The following is a 19,885-nucleotide window of genomic DNA, read 5'->3' as shown; positions in this document are numbered from 1 at the left end:
ACTCCGGCGATGGGGCGGGAACCGAAGGCGGCCGTGCGGGCAATAGCAGGTATGCACACCGGTACGCAGCCTGCCGCCTCCGTGGATCCGCCCGGCGGACCGGAGCCGCCGACCGACGCCGAGCTGATCAGCGCAGCGAGCCGGGAGGAGTTCGCCCTGCTGTTCGACCGGCACGCGGCGAAGATCCACCGCTACGCCGCCCGCCGCCTCGGCACCGCCGACGCCGACGACCTCCTCAGCCAAACCTTCCTCATCGCCTACGAACGCCGCCACCACTACACGCCCGCTGATCCTGGTGATGCACCCGATGGTGCGTTGCCGTGGTTGTACGGGATCGCGACCAACCTGATCCACCGACGACGCCGCTCCGAGCTACGCCAGTACCGCGCCTACGCACGCTCCGAACCCGCCGGACGCCACACCCACGACGATCCACTGGCCGGCGAGGTTGCCTCCCGCGTGGACGCCGAGGCCGCCCAACGAACCCTCGCCCGCGCACTGGCCCGCCTCCGCCAACCGGAACGTGACGTCTTGCTCCTCTACGCCTGGGAAGACCTCGGGTACGCCGAAATCGCCGCCGCCCTGGACATCCCGATCGGAACGGTCCGCTCCCGCCTGCACCGCGCCCGCAAATCCGTCCGCGCCACCCTCGGCCCTGACTTCGAGGAGCAACCATGACCGACCTCGACCTGCTCAAAGACTTCCGCGCAGCCACTCCGGCGCCCACGCCCGAGGCTCTCAACGCCGCCCGCCGGCAACTCCTCACGCCACCGCCCGCCGCGCGCCGACAGGCGCGCTCGCTCGTTGGACGCCCGCGGGTTCTTCTGGCCGGAGCACTGGCGCTCGTCCTGGCGGGTGGCTTCCTCGTCGCGGACGTGGTGACTCGGGACGGCGCGACGCCCACAGGGACCGTCGCCAACGCCAGCACGTTCCTCGCCGACGCCGCGACCGCGAGCAGTGCGGATCCGGACGACCCGATCCCACCGGGGCAGTACCTGGAGATCAGCTACCGCACCACCCGGTTGACGCCACTCGGTTCCAACCCGAGTCTGCGCGCCACGCAGTACGGCGAACGGACCACGTGGATCGCGTCCAACCGCAAACCGCCGTACGTCACCAGCTCGAGTTTCATGACCCGTGTCGAGTTCGCGAGTCCCGAAGCACGCGCACTCGCGAAGACGACGGCGCCGTACCTCTTTCACCCGATGAAGCCGAGTGTCTCGCTCAACTCCTGCCCGACCGTCGGTACCCGGCGATGGACGGTTGGTACCACGTCCTGCGAGCCGAGCTGGGAGAACGCGACGGATGCGTTCCTCGCCGCCCAACCGCGGGACCCGGACCTGCTGCTCGCCGCGCTCCGCAAGAACCCTCAGATCCCGTACCCCGACTCCGTGGCCTGGCGGCGGATCGGAGCCGTTCTGAGCTCCGGTCTCGTACCGGCCGATCTGCGGGCCGCCCTGTATCAGGCCGCGCGGAAGCTCCCCGGGATCAAGCTTCTCGACGAGGTCGTTACCGTCGACGGCCGCCGGGCTCGCGTGATCGGCCGTGACGCCGGCGAGTACCGCGAGGACCTCCTGATCGCCGAGACCGGCGGCCAGTTCCTCGGCCGCCGTACCGTCGTGGTGAAGGACGGCCCCGGGGACATCAACGGCGACCCGGAGCTGTCGCTGCAACGCGGCGACATCCTGTACTCCGCGATCGCCACGACCCGCATCACGTCGACGCCGCCGCCTACCAAGTAGCCGAGCAAGTAGTCCCGTCCGGATCTGACAACGTCGGCCCTCTTCTCGGTCGCGGCGCTCCGACCTACCGTGAGCCCCGTCACAACATTCTCCAGGGGAGGGGATCCACCAATGACGGACGTCCGGAGAAGTCTGATGGCGGTGACCGGGGCTACCGCTCTGATCGCCGCCACGCTCGCCGCACCGATCACAGCCGGTGCCGGTGCTACGAGCGTTGCCGGGGGAGACACCGAGTATCTGGTCCTGCTCGAGACGGGCGCGGACCGCAACCAGGCCATCGCGGCGGTGAAGGCCGCCGGCGGTGAAGTGGTCAAGGAGAACGCGCACCTGGGCACCCTGACCGTGCGCGCCGCCGCGTCGGGCTTCGTCAGTCGCGTGTCTGCGTCCAGCGCGGTCGAGGGCGCGGCCCGCAGCCGCCCGATCGGCACCGTGCCGCAGCAGAAGCCGCGCACCGTCGAGACCGAGAACGGCGGGACCGGCAAGGCAGCCGCCGCGGGCAAGAAGACGGTCGGGATGGACCCGCTCGACGCGCAACTGTGGGGCCTGAAGATGGTTCGCTCCGATCTGGCGCGGACCGTCCAGCCGGGCAAGAAGTCGGTCAAGGTCGGCGTACTCGACTCGGGGATCGATGCTCGCAACCCGGACATCGCGCCGAACTTCGACTGGAAGCTGTCGCGCAACTTCGCGCCGGACATCCCGGAGATCGACGGTGCCTGCGAGTTCCGCGGCTGTGTCGACCCGGTCGGCTGGGACGACAGCGGTCACGGCACCCACGTGGCCGGCACGATCGGTGCCGCTGCCAACGGTGTCGGTGTCTCCGGCGTCGCGCCGAACGTGACGCTGGTGGAGATTCGCGGCGGCCAGGACAGCGGCTTCCTGTTCCTCGGCCCGGTCACGGACGCATTGACGTACGCCGGTGACGTCGGACTCGATGTCGTCAACATGTCGTTCTACGTCGACCCGTGGCTGTACAACTGCACCGCCAACCCGGCCGACAGCCCCGAGGCACAGGCCGAGCAGCGCACCATCATCCGCGCGATGAACCGGGCGCTGAACTACGCGCACAACCGCGGTGTCACGCTCGTCGGCTCGCTCGGTAACAACCACGAGGACCTCGGCAAGCCGCGCACCGACCTCAGCAGCCCGGACTTCCCGCTGAACACGGCGTACCCGCGGCCGATCGACAACGCGACCTGCGTCGATCTGCCGGTCGAGGGCCCGCACGTGATCGGTGTGTCGGCGCTCGGTCCGTCGACGACGAAGGCCGACTACTCCAACTACGGCCTCGAGCAGATCGAGGTCTCCGCACCCGGCGGCTGGTTCCGCGACTACTTCGGGACGCCGATGTTCCGGACGAACGAGAACCTGATCCTGTCGACGTACCCGCTGAACACGCTGCAGGCCGGCGGCCTCGTCGACGCGGCCGGCAACATCACGCCCGCCGGCGTCACGGCCGGCGCGCAGAAGCAGTGCCCGGCCGGTGTCACCGACTTCACCAAGTGCGGGTACTACTTCGTACTCCAAGGCACCTCGATGGCATCACCACATGCGACCGGCGTGGCTGCGCTGATCGTCAGCCAGTTCGGTAAGAAGAGCCACGGCGACTTCGGGATGGACCCGGACAAGGTCGGCCGAATCCTCATGAACACAGCGCAACCGCGCGCCTGCCCGACCCCGCCGCTCCAGACCTACATCAACGAGGGCCGCCCCGAAGAGTTCAACGCCCTCTGCGAGGGCACCCGAAACTTCAACGGCTTCTACGGCCACGGCATCGTCGACGCCTACGCCGCCGTAACCCGCCACTAACCCATCGTTGGGGTGCCCCTCGGGGCACCCCAGCCTGACAATCCGCTAAGAACATGGCGGTGCGGACATTCCTCCGCGGTCAGCACCGTTGATACTTGAAAGACGGTCATAACGGTGATCGCGGAGGAGTTGCTCATGAGCCTCATCGGAGCCCTGGTCGGGTACATCCTGACGTTGTACATCCTGGTGCTGATCGCCCGGATGATCCTGGACTGGACAGGCGTCGTAGCCAACGGCCCCCAATGGGCAACCCGAGCCCGCACCCTGACCCACGCCTGGACCGAACCAGTCATCAGCCGAGTCCGCCGAGTCCTACCCCCAGTTCGCATAGGCGGCCTAGCACTAGACCTAGCCTTCACCGCAGTCTTCCTCGCCGCCCTCATCCTCCGCTCCATAGCCTTCAGCCTGTAGCCAAGCCGACCCGGAGACAGGGCGTCGGGGAGACGCTGCCTGACGGCATCTCCTTCGTCGAGGCTCGCCTGTTCGACAAGGACGCAACCTGCCACTCGCGCCAACTTCAGGCTCCCAGCGTTCGGAGTCCTGCACTCGACGCGCCCTCCTGTCTCCGCCTGGCCTACCGCCCAGTCGTACCCCTCATCACCCGAACCTAGCTAGCCGGCCGCCCCTCTCATGCCCACTACGCTCTGCATCCGCCGCGAGCCGTGCAGTCGCGCGATCCTCCCATTTCTCATCAATGAGCAATGGGATTTTATCAATGAGTAATTGGGTTTTTCCGTAGCGTGATGAAGTCCATAACGAAATGGTGCGCGGCTGCATTTTTCGCCTCTTTTTCCGCTGACAGAGAGCGACTTACGCTACGGTTCGCCGAAGGGGAGAGTCACAATCCGGGGGGCCGGCATGCAGAAACGTCTTGCGACCGCATTGTTCGTTCTCACGACTGCGGTCGTGATGGTGGTGGGCTTCATCGCCCGGCCCGCGCAGGCAGCCGAGGGTGATCCGGCGTCCTCCGTCGTGGCGACGTGGTCCTGTACCAGCAGTCCGTGTCCGTGGGGCCCGTCGGACACCAGCAACGCGGCAGTCTGGCCGGCCGCGGCCGAGCCGGTCCGGGCCCGCTACGGCTACACCGTCTCCCATGACGTGTACGCCCCGGCGCCCAAGGTGGCGGGCTGGAAGATCACCGTCACGTCCGGCAGCGCCGCGGTTTACGCGGGCCCGGCTGACGACTCGCACTCGTCGCTGGCCAGCCTGCAGGCCGGCGACAGCTACACCGTGCCCAGCACGCTGAGCAGCAGCAGCATCGTCAGCGTGCAGGACGGCGGGTCGTTCGAATACACAATCACCCCGGGTGCCCCGACCGACCCGCCGCCGGCCTCCGGTGACGGCTCGGTGCTGGCCACCTGGAACTGCACCAGCAGCCCTTGCCCGTCGGGCCAGAGCTACACCAGCAACGCGGGCGTCTGGCCGACCGCGGCAGAGCCGGTCCGGGCTCGCTACGGCTACACCGTCTCCGCCGACGTCTACGCCCCGGCGCCCAAGGTGGCCGGCTGGAAGATCACCGTCGTCTCTGGCAGCGCCACGGTTTACGCGGGCCCGGCCAACGACTCGCACTCGGCGCTTGCCGCGCTGTCGGCCGGCGAGAGCTACACGGTGCCCAGCACGCTGAGCAACAGCAGCATCGTCAGCGTGCAGAGCGACAGCGCGTTCCGGGTCACCTTCACTCCGGGCGATCCGACCACGCCGCCGGCCTCCGGCTACGGCTCGGTGCTGGCCACCTGGAACTGCACCAGCACGCCCTGCCCATCGGGTGCGAGCTACACCAGCGATGCGGCGGTCTGGCCCGCGGCGGCCGAGCCCACCCGGGCCCGCTACGGCTATACCGTCTCTCACGACGTGTACGCCCCCGCGGCGAAGGTGGCCGGCTGGAAGATCACCGTCACCTCCGGTAGCGCCGCCGTGTTCGCGGGCCCGGTCGGAGACTCGCACTCGTCGCTGGCCGCGCTGTCGGCCGGCGAGAGCTACACCGTGTCGAGCACCCTGAGCGGCAGCAGCATCGTCAGTGTGCAAGGCAGCTCCGCGTTCGAGTACACGCTCACTCCGGGTGAGCCGGTCACGCCGTCGCCGACCGGCGACGGCGAGGCGGCCTTGGTGACCTGGACCTGCACCAGCAGCCCGTGCCCGTGGGGTCCGACGGACAGCGGGTACGCCGCCGTCTGGCCAGCCGAGACCGAGCCCACCCGGGCCCGCTACGGTTACACCGCCTCGCACGACGTCTACGCGACGGCCCCGCAGGTGGCGAACTGGAAGATCACCGTCACCTCGGGCAGCGCCACCGTGTTCTCGGGCCCGGTCGGGGACTCGCACGCGTCGCTGGCCAACCTGTCGGCTGGCCAGAGCTACACCGTGCCGACCACTCTGAGCGCCAGCAGCATCGTCAGCGTGCAGGGCGGTTCGCCGTTCGAGTACGCCTTCGTGCCCGGCCCGGAGGTCCCGCCGACGCCGCCCGACTGTATCGACCCCACCACCTGCGACCCGGTCTCCTGGGTCAACGCCCGCTGGCGCTACGCCGGCACCGGCGAGAACCCCGGCGACTGGTACGGCGGCGTGATCACCTGGCCGGTCGGCACGGCCTACCAGGGCAATGGCCGCTCCGGCGACAACGCGCGCAACGTCTACTCGGAGTCGGGCGTTCCGCTCTACCCGTACATGGGTGCCTGGGCCGACGGGTGCACCGTCCGCGTGGTCACCGGCCGGATCCTGATCGTCGAGTGGGAGCGCGGTACGGACGAGTGGCGGGAGATCCGCGTGAACGCCGGCCAGACGCACACCATCTCGCTCAGTGGCTCCGAGGACGGCGCCATGATCGAGACGGACAACGACGTCCAGCCCTTCACGGTTTCGATCAGCAACTGCACCCCGCGGCCGCTCTCGGAGTCGAACAACCACATCCCGGTGGCGAACGCCGGTGCGCCGCAGTCAGCCGTGGCCGGTACGACCGTGACCCTGAACGGGTCCGGCACCGACGCTGACGGCGACGCCCTCACCTACGCGTGGACCCAGACCGGTGGACCGGCGGTGACGCTGTCCAGTACGACGGCGGCGAAGCCGACCTTCACCGCCCCGGCCACAGCGGCCACGCTGACCTTCAGCCTGGTGGTGCGCGACGGCACGGCCAACAGCGCGGCGGCGACCACCACGGTGACCACCACCCCGGTCAACCGGGTGCCGGTGGCGAACGCCGGTACGGCGCAGACGGTCAACACGGGTACCACGGTGACGCTGGACGGCTCCGGCAGCCACGACCCCGACAACGACCCGCTCACCTACACGTGGACCCAGACCGGCGGACCGGCGGTGACGCTGTCCAGTACGACGGCGGCGAAGCCGACCTTCACCGCCCCGGCCACACCGGCCACGCTGACCTTCAGCCTGGTGGTGCGGGACGGCACGGCCAACAGCGCGGCGGCGACCACCACGGTGACCACCACCGCTCCGAACCTGGCCCGGGGCAAGACCGCCACCCAGTCGAGCACCAGCGGTTCCGCGGTGGCGGCCCGGGCGGTGGACGGCAACACCAACGGCGTGTTCGCGAGCGGCTCAGTGACCCAGACCAACCTCTCCACCCAGCCGTGGTGGCAGGTCGACCTCGGTTCCGCGGCGGCCGTCTCCACGGTCACGGTGTGGAGCCGGACCGACTCGAACCGGATGGGCGCCGGCACGGTGTTCATCTCCTCGACCGACATGACCGGCCGGTCGATGTCCTCGCTGCAGGCCGACGCCTCGGTGAAGAAGATGTCGTTCTCGGCATTCTCGTCCTCCACCAACAGCCTGACCCTGAACGCAGGCAACGCCACCGGCCGGTACGTGCGGTTGCAGCTGTCGAGCATCATCACCGTGCTGAACCTGGCCGAGCTGCAGGTCGGTGGCACCACCGGCGCCGTGAACCTGTCCACCAACCGGCCGGCCACGCAGTCGTCGACCGACGTCGGCACCGCCGCCCGGGCCGTGGACGGGAATACCAACGGCGTCTTCGCCGCCGGGTCGGTGAGCCGGACGGCGTCCAGCTCGCAGCCGTGGTGGCAGGTCGACCTGCTGACCAATTCCCGCGTCAGCAACGTCACGGTGTACAACCGGACCGACGCCGCGACCGACAAGCTGAACAACGCGGTGGTCTTCCTCTCCACCGCCAGCATGTCGGGCCGGACCTACACCCAGCTGATGGCCGACTCCACGGTGACCAAGCTGAACCTCGGGCCGACGCCGGGGGCGCTCACCAGTCTGCCGACCAACGCCGTGGCCCGCTACGTCAAGGTGCAGTCCCCGGCCACCAGCGCCGGCGTGATCAGCCTGGCCGAGGTCATAGTGACAGGCACCCAGCCCAGCTGACGCACCACCAGAGATCCGTCTCGATGCCGACGTCGGAAACATGCAAAGCCTCAGCCGCGGACGACCTGTCGCCCGCGGCTGAGGCCATCCATCTGCACGGTAGGGCGGGCGGGACTCGAACCCGCGGCCCAGGGATTATGAGTCCCCTGCTCTAACCAGCTGAGCTACCGCCCCGTGTGCGGGTGATCGTATCTGGTGGGTGGGGGTGTGGTGCGAAACCAGGGGTGGGTCAGGGGTTTGACTGAGGGGTGGTTACCGCGGACCGGGCATGATGGAGGTTAGTCCGGACGAAGGGAACCCCGATGGGCTGGTTCATTTTCCTGGTGATCGTGGTGGGCGCGATCGCGGCGTACAAGTACCGCGTGCCGCTGCTCGCGAAGATCCTCGGTCAGCCTCAGCAACGTATCCAGCGAGCGATCGACCGGAAGAAGGGGAAGTAGACACTTCCTCCTGATGCATGAAGAGACCCTGACCGCCGGATGCGGTCAGGGCCTCCTTGGTGAGCCAGTGACCCGAGCTGGTTGCTGGTCAGCCGACCAGGACCGCGACGACGGAGGCGGAGGCGGCGATCTCGCCGCTTCCGGCTGAGCCGGCGTCGTCGTTGTAGCCGAAGGCGAAGACCTCGACCGTGGTGGCCTTGTCGACCGTCACGACCTTGACCGTGGAGCCACTCAGTTCGCGGTCCTTCGCGGGGGAGATCTCCGCGCCGAGGATCGTGCCGTAGTCGGTGCCGAACGCGGTGTCCGAGGCGCCGACGCGGAGCGCGAGCTGCGGCCGGGTGCCTGGTGCGCCGGCGGTGGTGCGGGCGAAGAACGCGGTCGAGTTCAGCAGCCAGGTGCCGGGCTCGAGCGTGAACTCGCCGACCTTGGTCTTGTTGGTCTTGAACGACCCGCCGATCTTGTCGATCGTTACGGGCTTGAAGTCCACCGACACTCCGGACTTGCCGTACACGTCCGTGTTCTTGAGGAACGCTGCGCGGTCGCCCGGCACGAGCTTGCTGGCCGGGATGCTGTTATCGACGACCTGCTTCGCGGCGACCGAGCGCGCGCAGAGCGGGTACGACAGGGTTTTGCAGTCCGGCCGTACGGCGCCGTTCGCCGCGACCGTGACACCGACCAGGACGCCGGCCCCCAGTACGGCGGCCACCAGCAGCCGGCCACCCTTGGTGCTGAAAACCTTCTTGATGTTCACAGGGTTCCTTCCCCTCCATCCCCGAGGCCCCCCTCGGGATTCTGCAGAGGAAGCTAGCCCAGTTGGCGGTCTAGGCCAATAGGCTGGGCGAAATAGATTCGCGGCGAATCAATTCGGGAACTTCAGGCACCACGCGGTCAGCGTGAGCTTGGCCGTCGTACCGAGGTCGGTGTCGACCGGCCAGATCGTCGGGCGGTCTCCGCGGTGGCGCGCGACGGCGAGATAGGTGCCGGAGGCCTTGTCCTCGGCAACTTCCACGGTGTTCGACCAGGAGACGGCGGCGAGCGCCGATTCTCCTTTGCGTAGGCGGATCTGGGTCGGGCCTGGGTCTCTTGCCATGTACGACGTGCCGTGGGTGATCGTCACGTTCATGGTTCGTCGGCGGGCGTTGAGGACGGCAACGTCCGGGTAGCCGTTGACGGTGATCGGGGTGGTTCGGCAGTTCGTCAGCTTCAGTACGACGGCGCGATGTCCGAGCGCCGGTTCTACCGGGCCTACGGTGATCGACGCGCCTGATGCCGGACAGGCCGGTGGGGGAGGCGTGGGCGACACGGTCGGAGTTGGTGTGCTTGCCCTGGGCGAGGTCGGGCCTCCGGCTGGTTCGGATCCGGCTGCTTCGGTTCCGCAGCCTGTCAGCAGTACGAGCGTGCCGATCAGCCCTGCCCACCCCCGGTAAGTCATTTCACGAACTTACCCGGCCCGGGAAAAGCAGAAGCCGGGCTCCTGTGGAGGCCCGGCTGATGTGTTGCTCCCGCGACTGGACTCGAACCAGTAACCTGCCGGTTAACAGCCGGCTGCTCTGCCAATTGAGCTACGCGGGATCGTGGTGGTACTCAGGCCCTCGATCCCCGAGGACCTGAGTAGGTTAGCAGGCGGGCGGCGAACTACAAAAACGGGATTCGGGCCGCTGCCGGGTCAGATTCCGAACTCGTCGCGGACCTGTCGCAGGGCCGCCTCGGCCGCGTCCACGACGCCGGGCTGGGTGGGTTCCAATCCCTTGTCCAGAACGAAGTTCCAGGTGACGGCCGCGTCGCTGGCGGCCGGGTTGCGGCGGCCGACGATGCGTACGCCGCGCTTACCGGACAGCGGGACGTGGCGCTGTACGACGATGCTCGCGTCGACGCGTTCGCGGAGGAGTTGGCCGAAGCGGCCCGGGTCCTCGACCTTGAGCTCGGTGGCGCGCAACGGGGTGCCGAAGTCGGTGGTCTCGTAGACGTGCAGGACCGAGGTCTCGGAGTCCCAGTTCGCGCGCTCGATCTTCTCCCAGCCGACGCGGCGGTCGGCGTCCGCGGTGTCCGACGGCAGGTAGACGGCGGCGCGGGTGCCGGCGACCCAGCGGCCGTTGGTCAGCTCGACGGCGGCCAGGACGTCTTCCTTGCTCCCGGTCGCCTCACGAGCAGCGGCCGACACAGCCGCCCCCAGCTCACGAGGCCAAGCAGTACGCAGCAGTCTCACCTCCCCATCATCCCAGCCACTCCAAGAACCCGATCAGCGCACCCCGCAGCGCACTGGTGATCAGGCGACGTAGTCGCGGAGGTGGGGAAGGGCTCGGCGGCGGAGTTGGCGTAGGGCTTCTCGTTCGAGGGCGCGGACCTTGGCGGTGTTCAGGTTCAGTTGGGTTGCGATCTCCTCTGCTGTGGACGGGATGTGGCCGTGTAGGCCGTAGCGGCGGTGGAGCACGGTTTGATGAAGGTCGTCGAGGAACTGGAGATGGTGGGCGAGGTCCCGGCGGAGGGCGGCGCGGAGGACGATCGGGTCGTCGTCGATCACCGGGTCTGTGTCGTCGACGTCGAGCGTTTCGGGTTGCATCCGCCACGCCTGGGCCCGCTCGATCCGCGCGATGCTCAACCCGGTCGCCCGCGCGAGCTCCGGCGTACCTGGTTCACGTCCCAGCTCCTGGGTGAGGTCGTGGCGCGCCGACGCCACCCGGGACGCGTCGGCGTACGCCTGGGCCGGCATCCGGACCAGGCGGGAACGGTCCGAGATCGCGCGCCCGATCGACTGCCGGATCCACCAGATCGCGTACGTCGAGAACCGGTGCCCGAGCCGGTGGTCGAACCGCTCGACAGCCCGCATCAGCCCGATGTTTCCCTCCTGAATCAGGTCGAGCAGCGAGATACCCTTCCCGCCGTACCGCCGGGCGAGGGACACGACGAGCCGCAGGTTGCCCTCGATCATCCGCTGCCACGAGTGCCGCCCGAGTGCCACGATCTTCTGCAGATCGACTGTGTCGTGGAGCCCCGGATCGCCGGTCAGCCGCTCCGCCGCCAGCAGGCCGGCCTCGATCCAGTACGAGTGCTCGTTCACCTCCTCCAAGGTCAGTAGTTCGTGCTGCCCGATGTCGCGCAGGTATGCCACCAGTGCGGTGATGTCCGCCGGTTCACAGTCGAGATCTCCCATTCCGGCCCCTTCGCCGCCAATCTCCTTGCCAAAGAGAGTGCCGCGATTCGACCCGCCCCGGACCGGTGACTTCGAGTATGTGGATAACTACACGAAGTCAGATCCAGGCGGGGTATGACGGCGCCAGCTCGGCGTACCGGTCGGACCAGTCGGGGATCTCGGTGCCGTCGAGCCAGGCCTCGAGCCGGTCGAAGAACGCATGCGTGCCGGGGATGAAGCCGCGGGCGTTCTGCTCGGACAGGCCGGTGTGGGTGAAGGTGAGCATGGTCCCGTCGCCGTCCGGGCGGAGCTCGTACCGCACGACGCTGTCCTCGACGATCCGCTGGCGCCACTCGTGCTCGAGGACGTGCGGCGGGTCCCAGACCAGGATCCGGCCGGTCAGTCGCTTGGCGTCCGGCGCCGCCGGGGGATCGGTCGGGATCATCTCGATGCTGCCGCCGCTGCGCCCGTCGATCACGGTCTCGCCGAACCAGGCCTTGCGCTCGAGCGGATCGGTGAGCGCGGCCCAGACCCGCTCGATCGGGTACGGAAGGTGGCGCCGGAAGGTCATCGTGGCGCGGTCGCCGTCGACGGCGAGCTCACCTAAGCGGTTACTCATGCGGGTGCTCCTCAGGGTTGTCGGCCAGATGCTGTTCGAGGGCGTCGAGGTGCCGCGGCCAGTACTTCCGGTACCGGCTGATCCAGTTCTCGATCTCGAGCAGCCGGTCGGCGCGCAGCGCGTAGATCCGCTTCTGGCCCTCCGGCCGTACGTCGACCAGCCCGACCTCGCGCAGGATCCGCAAGTGCCGCGACACTGCGGGCTGGGTCAGCCGGTGAAGATGCTCGACCAGCTCACCGGCCGGCCGTTCCCGCTCCGCGAGCAGGTCGAGTACTTCCCGGCGGCTCGGTTCCGCGATCGCCTCGAACACGTCCATGCCGAGAAGTATTACAACAAGCGTATATAGAGATCAAGTGATATATCAGGCGTACGCGCGGAGGCCGCTGAGCAGACCCTGGTGGAACGGGTTGGCGTCGACCGTGTCGAACCAGGCTGTGCCGGTGGTCAAGGGCTCCAAGGGCGGGATGGTGACGGGTCCGGGGGCAGTACGAGCTCCGCCGAGAAGGTCGTCGGTCTCGGGTGCGGGCATGTCGGGCAGCAGCACGAAGGAGTCGGCGAGACCATTCCCCACAACACCATCACCGGCGACACCGTCGCCGGCAAGGGCGTCGGCCAGGGCGCCGAATGTGACGGCAGCGCGGGCAGAGGCGCCGGCAGGGTCGCTGCGGATCTTCTCCAGGTCCGCGACGACGGTCTTCCAGGTGACGGCCGAGTCGCCATAGTCGATCGCGCGCGACAGTCGGCCGACCCTGATCGGCGTCGCCGCCGGGGCGAGCGGTGTCATGAGTGAGCGGAGGCCGTAGCGGGCCCGGCCGCCCACGACGACCAGCCGGATGTCGGACTCGGTCGCCTCGATCACACTGCGATAGGTGCCGGCCGCAGAGCGCCGTACGACGACCAGGTCCGCGAGTGCGCCGGGTTCGAGCCGGCCGACCGGACGCGGCCAGACCCCGGACAACGCGTCTCCGGGATTCGACGTCACCATCCGGACCAGTTCTTCGTCGGTGAAGACCGATTGCGTCTTGTTCCACAGATCGGCGACCTTCAACTCCCACAGGACATTTCGCGTTCCCGACGGACCCCAGTCCGAGCCCAGGCACAGCCGCACTCCGGCCGCGTGCGCGGCTTTCACATCCGCCGTCGCCCCGTACAGCCAAAAGTTCGAGAACGGCGACCAGACCAGGCTCGAATTCCCCACCTTCATCGCCGCGAAATCATCCGCATTCAGGGCCGCGCCGTGAATCGCGACCAGTTGCGGTTTCACCACACCGGCATCGGCCAGCAACCGGAACTCGGAGCGCAGTTTCGGATCCGATCCCTCCGCCGAATGCGCGATGAATCCACGCCCGGCCTGGACGGCGGCGGCGTACGGCGCGAGCGCGGCGGCGTTGTCGGCGACCAGAGTGCTGACCCGGATGAAATCGTCGTGGGTGCCGAGTTTCTCCGAGTCGACGTTCCGGATCAGGTCGTTGTCGGGCGGTACGGCGCCGCGCGGGTTCCCCTGGATCGACGTCGTACCGCCGACGATCGCCCGCGTTTCGACGTACCGGAGCAGCGCCCGCCCCGCAGTGGCGCCGAGCAGGCGGGCCGGCTGGCTGATCTGGCTGCTGTACGTCGGTGCGCGGCCCCACTGGTTGTGCGAGGTCCACGGGACGGCGCGCGAAGGCTCCGTCCACAACGGCAGGCTGTTGTACATCAAATGGTTGTGCAGATCGATCAGACCCGGGCAGATCAACCCGCCCGCGGCGATCCGCGGCGCATTCGCGAATCCATCCGGGACCGGATCCAGCGGCGTGACCGCCGCAATCAGCCCGTCGTCGTCGACGTACACCGCGCCGCCGGACAGAACGTCCCCGCCGGAGCGCATTGTCATCACGGTTCCACGCAGTACAAACATGGCCCACCCTCCCGTAGAATCCCCGTTGCCGCCCCGCTCAAGAGCGTATCGCCGAGGGGGAGGTAGTTCGATGGGTGATTTCGATCCCGGCCCGCCGGTCACCGTGGCGCGGCACTTGGCGAAAGTTCCGAGTTACGCGGACTTCCGGGAATTGTTCTGGCACGACTGGGGCCCGGTGTTCTACCGGGGGCGGCTCAATCGCAAGGCCCGGCTGCTCGCCATCGCGTCCGATCCAGGCCCGACCGAACGCGTCGCGGGCCGAACGCTGGTCGGCGACGCCGGTCAGCGCGTGCAGGGCTTCCTGGCCAAGCTCGGGCTGACCCGCAGCTACGCACTGGTCAACGCCTACGCCTACGCGCTCCGGCCGTCTCGCGCACAGCAGGCGGCACCGCTGCTCGCCCGGCCGGACCAGCTCGCGTGGCGCAACACCCTGCTCGATCTGATCACCGGCCCCGATCTCCAGGTGATCGTCGCGTTCGGCGCCCAAGCCCGCAAGGCTGTTCAGCTGTGGACCGACCGGCCCGACGTGCCGTTGTTCGAGGTGCCGCACCCGTCGAGCCGTAGCCCGAAGGTGCTGGTCGACAGCTGGCGCGATGCGATCGTCGAGTTGCGCGCGATCGTGACGCCGGATCCGGACGGCGACGCCACGGTTCCCAACTACGGCGTGAAGTTCGCGGAGTCCGACTACGCACCGATCCCGCCGCGGGACCTGCCGTTCGGCGTACCGCCGTGGCTGGGGGACGATGCCTGGGGCCGCAAGGACAAACCGCGGCACAACAACAGCGTCGAACGTCCCGGCACCGACCTCTTGAACACTCTCGTCTGGCGGGCGCCGAAGCTCGGCTGAAATGGTCCGTGGCGGGCGCTACCTTGGTCGGATGCGAGTCGCCACGTGGAATGTGAACTCGGTCAAGCAGCGGATGCCGCGGCTGCTGGACTGGCTGGACGAGCGGCAGCCCGACGTCGTCTGCCTGCAGGAGACGAAGCTCGCGGACGACGCCTTCACCAAGCTGCTCGGTGACGAGCTGACCGGCCGCGGCTACGAGATCGGTCTGTACGGCGAACCGCAGTGGAACGGCGTCGCCCTGCTGTCCAAGGTCGGGCTCGACGACGTGGTGACCGGTGTCGCCGGCGCGCCCGGGTTCCCGAATCCCGAGGCCCGCGCGGTGGCGGCGACCTGTGGCGGCGTGCGGATCCACTCGCTGTACGTGCCGAACGGCCGCGTCCCCGACTCGGACCATTACCACTACAAACTCGCCTGGCTCGCCGCACTCACGGAAGTCGTGGCAGGTGGACCGGCCGATCAGATCGTCTGCGGTGACATGAACATCGCTCCGACGGACGCCGACGTCTTCGACCCCGTGGCGTACGTCGGTGAGACGCACGTGACCCCGCCTGAGCGGCAGGCGCTCGCGGAGCTGATGGCCGCGAAGGACCTGCACGACGTCGTCCGCGACCGCTGGCCGGACAACCGCATCTTCAGCTACTGGGACTACCGCGCCGGCATGTTCCACCAGGACCTCGGGATGCGGATCGACCTGATGCTCGCCACCGTTCCGGTCGCCGAGCGGGTCAAGGCCGCGTGGATCGACCGCAAGGCCCGCAAGGGCACCGGCCCGAGCGACCACGCGCCGGTGATCATCGACCTCGACACCGCGCCGGATGGCGACATCGGTCCGGTCGTGCCACCGCCGTCCGCGCCGCGGACCGGCCGGAAGAAGACCACCAAGCTTCCGCAGAGCCGCTGACATGCGCCGCCTCGCTGCGGTCGCGATCCTGGTGCTCGCGACCCTCACCGCCTGCAGTGACGACAAAGCCGACAAGCCGCAACCGCTCGACGACTGGACCCAGGTCGACGTAAGCCCGGCTGAGCCTGTCACCCTGACCGCCCACGACAGCCAGCTGCTGGTCGGCCTGCGCCACCGTGGTGCCAAGGTCGTCCCGGAGCTGATGTCCTACGACAGCACGGGCAAGCGCACGCCGATCACGGTCAAGCCCAACCCGGCCAGTCCGTATGCCTTCGAAGCGATCTGGTACTCGATCGCGTACGACGGCAAGCAACTCCTTGCGCTCGGTGGAGCCTCGGGTGGCGCGCACTCCAACACGCGTTGGACGGTCTGGACCGGCACGCCGCAGACCGGACTCGTCGAGCAGCCGCAGAACTTCTGGACCTTCGGTGGCCAGACCGCAGGCGACCTGTTCAGCGCGGTCCGTACGCCGAGCGGCGGCGCGCTCCTCGGCACCTGGGGCGGCGTCCAGACCGGCAACGACGCAATGGTCTGGCTGTCGCAGAGCGACGGCAAATGGGTGCGGCAGGACCCGACGAAGACCGCTCTGCAAAGTACGCCGTCCCTCCTGGTCGGGCCCGGCTTCGGTACGACGCTCGGCGACAGCATCGTCCTCGTCGGCTCGCAGGTCCGGCTCGCGCCCAACACCGTCGCGCAGGAGGCCGCGGTCTGGCGATCGGCCAAGTTCAACCAGGGCTGGACCCGGATCGTGCTGCCCGATCCCGGCAGCCGGAGCCAGGCCAACACCGCGACCTGCGCGAAGGACTGCGTGATCTCCGGGTACGTCGACGGTCAGCTCGCGATCTGGCAGCTCGATGCATCGGGTACGGCGAAGCGGCTGCAGGGGGTGCCGTCGGTCCCGGTGGGGGACAAGGACAAGCTGCCGCCGCCGATCATCGACGGCGACAAGGTCGTCCAGGTTGTTGCTCAGGACAACAAGGTCAAGGTCCTCACCGGCCGGGACGGCCAGTGGACCGTCCAGGACGCGGTAGGACCGGAGGGCAAGGTGACCGGCGCCGTGCTGATGCCGGACCACAGGCTCTACCTGATCGCCGGCACCTCGCTCTGGTACACCACGCTCAGCTGAGCAGACCTTTCACGTACGCCGCCTGGCCGGAGTGCTGCGCGCAGTCGTCGATGACGCTGACGAGTCGCACTCCGAGCGTGACCGGCGGGTTCCAGCGGCGGTCGACGATCCGGTCGAGGCCCTCGTCGGTCACGGTGCGCAGGAACTCCGCGGTCCGTGCGTGGACGGCGTCGTAGTATCCGAGTAGCTGATCCGCCGAGAGCTTCACGAGCCCGACCTGGTCGGACGTGTGTGCATACCCGGTGTCGGCCGCGTCGAGCGGCAGCCCGAGGCGCTCGAACCACCCGTCGGCGGTGTAGACCTGCTCGTATCCACCGGCGTCCGCCAGGTGATCGTCCTGGACCCGGGTCAGGTGCCAGACCAGCCAGGCGATCGAGTTCGCCGTGTCACCCGGCCGGGTGGCGAGCGTCTTCTCGTCGAGCCCGGTGACGACGTCGTGCAGCACCTCCTGTACCCGGCTGTGCGCGTCGAGGAGCACTTCACTTGTCTTCATACCCGCCACCGTAGTCTTCGCTTCAGACAGTTCGAGGAGAGGGAGCATCCCGTGGAATATCGCACTCTCGGCGCGAGCGGCGCCGTCGTCTCGACGTACGCGCTCGGCACCATGACGTTCGGGAACGAGACCGACGAGGCCGGGTCGCACGCACAGCTCGACCGGTACGTCGAGGCGGGCGGCAACTTCGTCGACACCGCGGACGTGTACACGGCCGGGGTGTCCGAGGAGATCGTCGGGCGCTGGCTGGCGAAGACGAGCGCCGACGTCGTCCTCGCGACGAAGGGCCGGTTCCCGACCGGTGACGGGCCCAATGACGTCGGTACGTCGCGGCGGCACCTCCGTAAGGCGCTGGACGCGTCGCTGCAGCGGCTCGGTGTGGAGCACATCGACCTGTACCAGTTGCACGCCTGGGACCCGGTCACGCCGCTTGAGGAGACGCTCAGCTTCCTCGAGGACGCCGTACGCGCCGGCAAGATCTCGTACGCCGGTCTGTCGAACTTCACCGGATGGCAGCTGCAGAAGACGTGTGACCTGATCGCGTACCGCGGGTGGTCGCCGCTGGTCACGCTGCAGCCGCAGTACAACCTGCTGGTCCGCGAGATCGAGTGGGAGATCGTGCCGGCCGCGCAGGAGAACGGGCTGGGCCTGCTGCCGTGGTCGCCGCTCGGTGGCGGCTGGCTGACCGGGAAGTACTCGTTCGACGAGGAGCCGGCCGGTGCGACCCGGCTCGGTGAGAACCCGGATCGCGGTGTCGAGTCGTGGTACCGCCGCAGCCGCAACCAGCGTGTCCGTGACGTGGTCGACGCGGTGCGGGAGATCGCCGACGCGCGTGGGATCTCGATGGCGCAGGTCGCGCTCGCGTGGCTGGTCGACCGGCCCGCGCTCACCTCGGTGATCCTCGGTGCTCGCACGCTGGAGCAACTCGACGACAATCTCGCCGCCGCGGACCTGCACCTCACTCCTGAGCAGACGGCGAAACTCGACGAGGCCAGCGACCCGGGCGCCGCGGACTACCCGTACGGCGGACCGGGCGTAGCACAGCGCGGCCGCCCGATCAGCGGAGGACGGGCCTGATCCGATGACCGATCGTGGTCCGATCGCGGACGTGGTGGCGCGGATGCGGCAGCGGGTTGACGAGCTGCCGCCGGAGCTCGCGCACCGGCGGTTCTTCCTGGAGACGTACCTGCGGACGACCAAGGCCGTGGGGCAGGCGATCGACGAGGGGCGGTTCGAGGATCCGGCGTGGGTCGAGATCTGGGACGTGCGGTTCGCGGAGCTCTACCTGCAGGCCCACGACGGTACGTCGGTGGCGCGTCCGTGGCGGTTGGCGTTCGAGGCGCCGGCGAAGCTGCCGGCGTTGGCGCATGTGCTGCTCGGCATCAACGCGCACGTGAACTACGACCTGCCGCAGGCGCTGCTCGCGGTGATCAGCGACGATGACTTCCTGGATCCGCAGCTGATGGACCGACGCCGGCGCGATCACGAACGAATCGACGGTGTGCTCGCCGAACGCGTCGCGGCCGAGGACGGAGAGCTCGCCGCGACCGGTGCGCGCAGTCTGGTCGATCGCGTCCTCACGCCCCTCAACCGGCTGGCGTCGCGGCGCTTCCTGCGCGAGTCCCGGCAGAAGGTCTGGCACAACACGACCGAGCTCCAGCAGGCCCGCGTCCAAGGCACTTACGAGAAACGCCTGGCCGAGCTGGAGGTACTGAGCGCCGCCAAGGTGGCTGACCTGCTCAGACCAGGACAGGTGTTGCTGCGGCTCGCAGTGACCGGCTTCGGAGTGACGCTGCCGCCCGCCTAGCTCGGGAGTACTCCGGACCAGAGCACGCCCAACGCCAGGCAAGCCAGCGTGACCAGCCCGAACACACCGACCCACATCAACGCCGGTACGCCGGTGAGGCGCCGGAGCTGATCCGCATCGGAGCTACGCCCCTGACCGTGCCGCCGCGAGCGCTGCAACTCCAGCACAGCACGTGGTGCGGCCAGCAGCAGGAACCACGTGAGCAGGTGCGCGAAGGTGGACTGCACCGAGGGAGAGCCCCACCACGTCACGCCGAACACCACAGCGCCGAACACCAGCACCGACCACAGGCCGAACAGGTTGCGGATCTGGAGCAGCAAGATCACGAGCGCCACCAGGAGTCCCCACAGCAGCGCAACGGCGTACCCGCGGCTGAGAACGAAAGCGGCGGCCAGGCCGAACAGAGCGGGACCGGGATAGCCGGCCAGCAGTACGGCGATCATCCCGCCGCCGGTCGGCTTGCCGCGCGACACCGTGACGCCGGACGTGTCCGAGTGCAGCCGGATCCCGGACAGCTTGCGGCCGACCAGCGCGGCGATCAGTCCGTGCGCGCCTTCGTGCGCGATCGTCACGACCTGCCGGGTGTGCCGCCAGATCGGCCGCCAGGCGATCAGCAGCAGCGCGGCGATACCCGTACCGATGACCAACTGGAGCGACGGCTCCGGCTGAACCGACGTGATGTTGTCCCAGAACTCCTTCACCCGCCCATCCTTACAGGCAGGTGGTCGACTAC

General features: G+C 68.6%; 20 protein-coding genes and 2 tRNA genes. 11 read left to right on the top strand and 11 right to left on the bottom strand.

Translation table 11 applies throughout. The annotated features are described in order from the left end of the window. Positions 1-9 precede the first annotated feature (9 nt). The 5 genes from E0H92_RS18855 (at position 10) to E0H92_RS18835 (ending at position 7,892) form a co-directional block, all read left to right on the top strand. Positions 10-678: an RNA polymerase sigma factor gene (locus E0H92_RS18855; protein WP_238152725.1), complete on the top strand. Its 669-nt coding sequence runs from the start codon at positions 10-12 to the stop codon at positions 676-678. Continuing rightward, entirely contained in the window at positions 675-1,742 is a 1,068-nt protein-coding gene (locus E0H92_RS18850) for a hypothetical protein (protein WP_131462359.1), read from the top strand. Before E0H92_RS18855 ends, E0H92_RS18850 begins: the two co-directional genes overlap by 4 nt. Before the next feature lie 111 nt (positions 1,743-1,853). Further along, a complete protein-coding gene (locus E0H92_RS18845) occupies positions 1,854-3,548 on the top strand; it encodes a S8 family peptidase (RefSeq protein WP_131462360.1) in 1,695 nt (564 codons plus the stop codon). 135 nt (positions 3,549-3,683) lie between these two features. After that, entirely contained in the window at positions 3,684-3,959 is a 276-nt protein-coding gene (locus tag E0H92_RS18840; RefSeq protein WP_131497094.1) for a YggT family protein, read from the top strand. A 447-nt stretch (positions 3,960-4,406) separates the two neighbouring features. Beyond that, positions 4,407-7,892: a PKD domain-containing protein gene (locus tag E0H92_RS18835; protein WP_131497093.1), complete on the top strand. Its 3,486-nt coding sequence runs from the start codon at positions 4,407-4,409 to the stop codon at positions 7,890-7,892. A gap of 100 nt (positions 7,893-7,992) precedes the next feature. Here the strand turns inward: E0H92_RS18835 and E0H92_RS18830 are convergent. Next, a tRNA-Ile gene (locus tag E0H92_RS18830) sits at positions 7,993-8,066 on the bottom strand. Positions 8,067-8,194: 128 nt separating this feature from the next. On the opposite strand from E0H92_RS18830, the gene E0H92_RS44195 reads away from it, so the two are divergent. Then, positions 8,195-8,332, top strand: coding sequence for a hypothetical protein (locus E0H92_RS44195; protein ID WP_165546613.1), 138 nt, complete (start codon positions 8,195-8,197; stop codon positions 8,330-8,332). An 88-nt stretch (positions 8,333-8,420) separates the two neighbouring features. On the opposite strand, the gene E0H92_RS18825 is transcribed toward E0H92_RS44195, so the two are convergent. From E0H92_RS18825 to E0H92_RS18790, 8 genes are all read right to left on the bottom strand, one after another. Continuing rightward, positions 8,421-9,083 (bottom strand): hypothetical protein, encoded by a 663-nt coding sequence (locus tag E0H92_RS18825; RefSeq protein WP_131462363.1) that lies wholly within the window; start codon positions 9,081-9,083, stop codon positions 8,421-8,423. A gap of 108 nt (positions 9,084-9,191) precedes the next feature. Beyond that, entirely contained in the window at positions 9,192-9,764 is a 573-nt protein-coding gene (locus E0H92_RS18820; RefSeq protein ID WP_131497092.1) for a DUF4232 domain-containing protein, read from the bottom strand. Positions 9,765-9,831: 67 nt separating this feature from the next. Beyond that, a tRNA-Asn gene (locus E0H92_RS18815) sits at positions 9,832-9,904 on the bottom strand. A 94-nt stretch (positions 9,905-9,998) separates the two neighbouring features. Further along, positions 9,999-10,538, bottom strand: coding sequence for a hypothetical protein (locus E0H92_RS18810; RefSeq protein WP_131497091.1), 540 nt, complete (start codon positions 10,536-10,538; stop codon positions 9,999-10,001). 60 nt (positions 10,539-10,598) lie between these two features. After that, the gene (locus E0H92_RS18805) at positions 10,599-11,483 is read right to left on the bottom strand and encodes a sigma-70 family RNA polymerase sigma factor (RefSeq protein WP_131497090.1); all 885 of its coding nucleotides are present in this window, start codon (positions 11,481-11,483) and stop codon (positions 10,599-10,601) included. Between the two features lie 97 nt (positions 11,484-11,580). Further along, entirely contained in the window at positions 11,581-12,081 is a 501-nt protein-coding gene (locus E0H92_RS18800) for an SRPBCC family protein (protein ID WP_131462366.1), read from the bottom strand. Further along, complete coding sequence (locus E0H92_RS18795; RefSeq protein ID WP_131462367.1) at positions 12,074-12,397, bottom strand: ArsR/SmtB family transcription factor; 324 nt, start codon at positions 12,395-12,397, stop codon at positions 12,074-12,076. Before E0H92_RS18795 ends, E0H92_RS18800 begins: the two co-directional genes overlap by 8 nt. A 45-nt stretch (positions 12,398-12,442) precedes the next feature. Beyond that, on the bottom strand, positions 12,443-13,954 hold the full coding sequence (locus E0H92_RS18790; RefSeq protein ID WP_165549830.1) for an amidohydrolase family protein: 1,512 nt from the start codon (positions 13,952-13,954) through the stop codon (positions 12,443-12,445). Between the two features lie 94 nt (positions 13,955-14,048). Here E0H92_RS18790 and E0H92_RS44190 point away from each other — a divergent pair, with 94 nt between their 5' ends. Genes E0H92_RS44190 through E0H92_RS18775 form a run of 3 tightly spaced genes read left to right on the top strand, consistent with a single transcriptional unit; the run spans position 14,049 to position 16,852 of the window. Then, positions 14,049-14,825, top strand: coding sequence for a uracil-DNA glycosylase family protein (locus E0H92_RS44190; protein WP_165549829.1), 777 nt, complete (start codon positions 14,049-14,051; stop codon positions 14,823-14,825). 31 nt (positions 14,826-14,856) lie between these two features. Next, positions 14,857-15,726 carry an exodeoxyribonuclease III gene (locus E0H92_RS18780; protein ID WP_131497089.1) on the top strand — a complete coding sequence of 290 codons (870 nt, stop codon included), beginning with the start codon at positions 14,857-14,859 and terminating at the stop codon, positions 15,724-15,726. Between the two features lies 1 nt (position 15,727). Beyond that, entirely contained in the window at positions 15,728-16,852 is a 1,125-nt protein-coding gene (locus tag E0H92_RS18775; protein ID WP_131497088.1) for a hypothetical protein, read from the top strand. Here E0H92_RS18775 and E0H92_RS18770 read toward each other — a convergent pair. After that, positions 16,845-17,345, bottom strand: coding sequence for a mycothiol transferase (locus tag E0H92_RS18770; RefSeq protein ID WP_131462370.1), 501 nt, complete (start codon positions 17,343-17,345; stop codon positions 16,845-16,847). The two genes, E0H92_RS18775 and E0H92_RS18770, sit on opposite strands and share 8 nt — an antisense overlap. Before the next feature lie 51 nt (positions 17,346-17,396). Between E0H92_RS18770 and E0H92_RS18765 the strand changes: the two genes are divergently transcribed. Then, on the top strand, positions 17,397-18,422 hold the full coding sequence (locus E0H92_RS18765) for an aldo/keto reductase (RefSeq protein WP_131462371.1): 1,026 nt from the start codon (positions 17,397-17,399) through the stop codon (positions 18,420-18,422). 4 nt (positions 18,423-18,426) lie between these two features. Next, complete coding sequence (locus E0H92_RS18760) at positions 18,427-19,152, top strand: DUF5995 family protein (RefSeq protein WP_131462372.1); 726 nt, start codon at positions 18,427-18,429, stop codon at positions 19,150-19,152. Here the strand turns inward: E0H92_RS18760 and E0H92_RS18755 are convergent. Next, the gene (locus tag E0H92_RS18755; RefSeq protein WP_131462373.1) at positions 19,149-19,853 is read right to left on the bottom strand and encodes a M50 family metallopeptidase; all 705 of its coding nucleotides are present in this window, start codon (positions 19,851-19,853) and stop codon (positions 19,149-19,151) included. The genes E0H92_RS18760 and E0H92_RS18755 overlap by 4 nt on opposite strands. Between the last annotated feature and the right edge of the window lie 32 nt (positions 19,854-19,885).

Origin of the sequence: Kribbella speibonae (assembly GCF_004331375.1) — a bacterium.
Classification (GTDB): domain Bacteria; phylum Actinomycetota; class Actinomycetes; order Propionibacteriales; family Kribbellaceae; genus Kribbella; species Kribbella sindirgiensis.
The sequence above is the reverse complement of the archived record's forward strand: the minus strand, read 5'-3'. Positions and strand labels throughout refer to the sequence as shown.

Coding starts and splice junctions, on each gene's coding strand:
- E0H92_RS18855 (WP_238152725.1), top strand. CDS start 10: ATGGGGCGGGAACCGAAGGCGGCCGTGCGGGCAATAGCAGGTATGCAC.
- E0H92_RS18850 (WP_131462359.1), top strand. CDS start 675: ATGACCGACCTCGACCTGCTCAAAGACTTCCGCGCAGCCACTCCGGCG.
- E0H92_RS18845 (WP_131462360.1), top strand. CDS start 1,854: ATGACGGACGTCCGGAGAAGTCTGATGGCGGTGACCGGGGCTACCGCT.
- E0H92_RS18840 (WP_131497094.1), top strand. CDS start 3,684: ATGAGCCTCATCGGAGCCCTGGTCGGGTACATCCTGACGTTGTACATC.
- E0H92_RS18835 (WP_131497093.1), top strand. CDS start 4,407: ATGCAGAAACGTCTTGCGACCGCATTGTTCGTTCTCACGACTGCGGTC.
- E0H92_RS44195 (WP_165546613.1), top strand. CDS start 8,195: ATGGGCTGGTTCATTTTCCTGGTGATCGTGGTGGGCGCGATCGCGGCG.
- E0H92_RS18820 (WP_131497092.1), bottom strand. CDS start 9,764: ATGACTTACCGGGGGTGGGCAGGGCTGATCGGCACGCTCGTACTGCTG.
- E0H92_RS18805 (WP_131497090.1), bottom strand. CDS start 11,483: ATGGGAGATCTCGACTGTGAACCGGCGGACATCACCGCACTGGTGGCA.
- E0H92_RS18800 (WP_131462366.1), bottom strand. CDS start 12,081: ATGAGTAACCGCTTAGGTGAGCTCGCCGTCGACGGCGACCGCGCCACG.
- E0H92_RS18795 (WP_131462367.1), bottom strand. CDS start 12,397: ATGGACGTGTTCGAGGCGATCGCGGAACCGAGCCGCCGGGAAGTACTC.
- E0H92_RS18790 (WP_165549830.1), bottom strand. CDS start 13,954: ATGACAATGCGCTCCGGCGGGGACGTTCTGTCCGGCGGCGCGGTGTAC.
- E0H92_RS44190 (WP_165549829.1), top strand. CDS start 14,049: ATGGGTGATTTCGATCCCGGCCCGCCGGTCACCGTGGCGCGGCACTTG.
- E0H92_RS18780 (WP_131497089.1), top strand. CDS start 14,857: ATGCGAGTCGCCACGTGGAATGTGAACTCGGTCAAGCAGCGGATGCCG.
- E0H92_RS18775 (WP_131497088.1), top strand. CDS start 15,728: ATGCGCCGCCTCGCTGCGGTCGCGATCCTGGTGCTCGCGACCCTCACC.
- E0H92_RS18770 (WP_131462370.1), bottom strand. CDS start 17,345: ATGAAGACAAGTGAAGTGCTCCTCGACGCGCACAGCCGGGTACAGGAG.
- E0H92_RS18760 (WP_131462372.1), top strand. CDS start 18,427: ATGACCGATCGTGGTCCGATCGCGGACGTGGTGGCGCGGATGCGGCAG.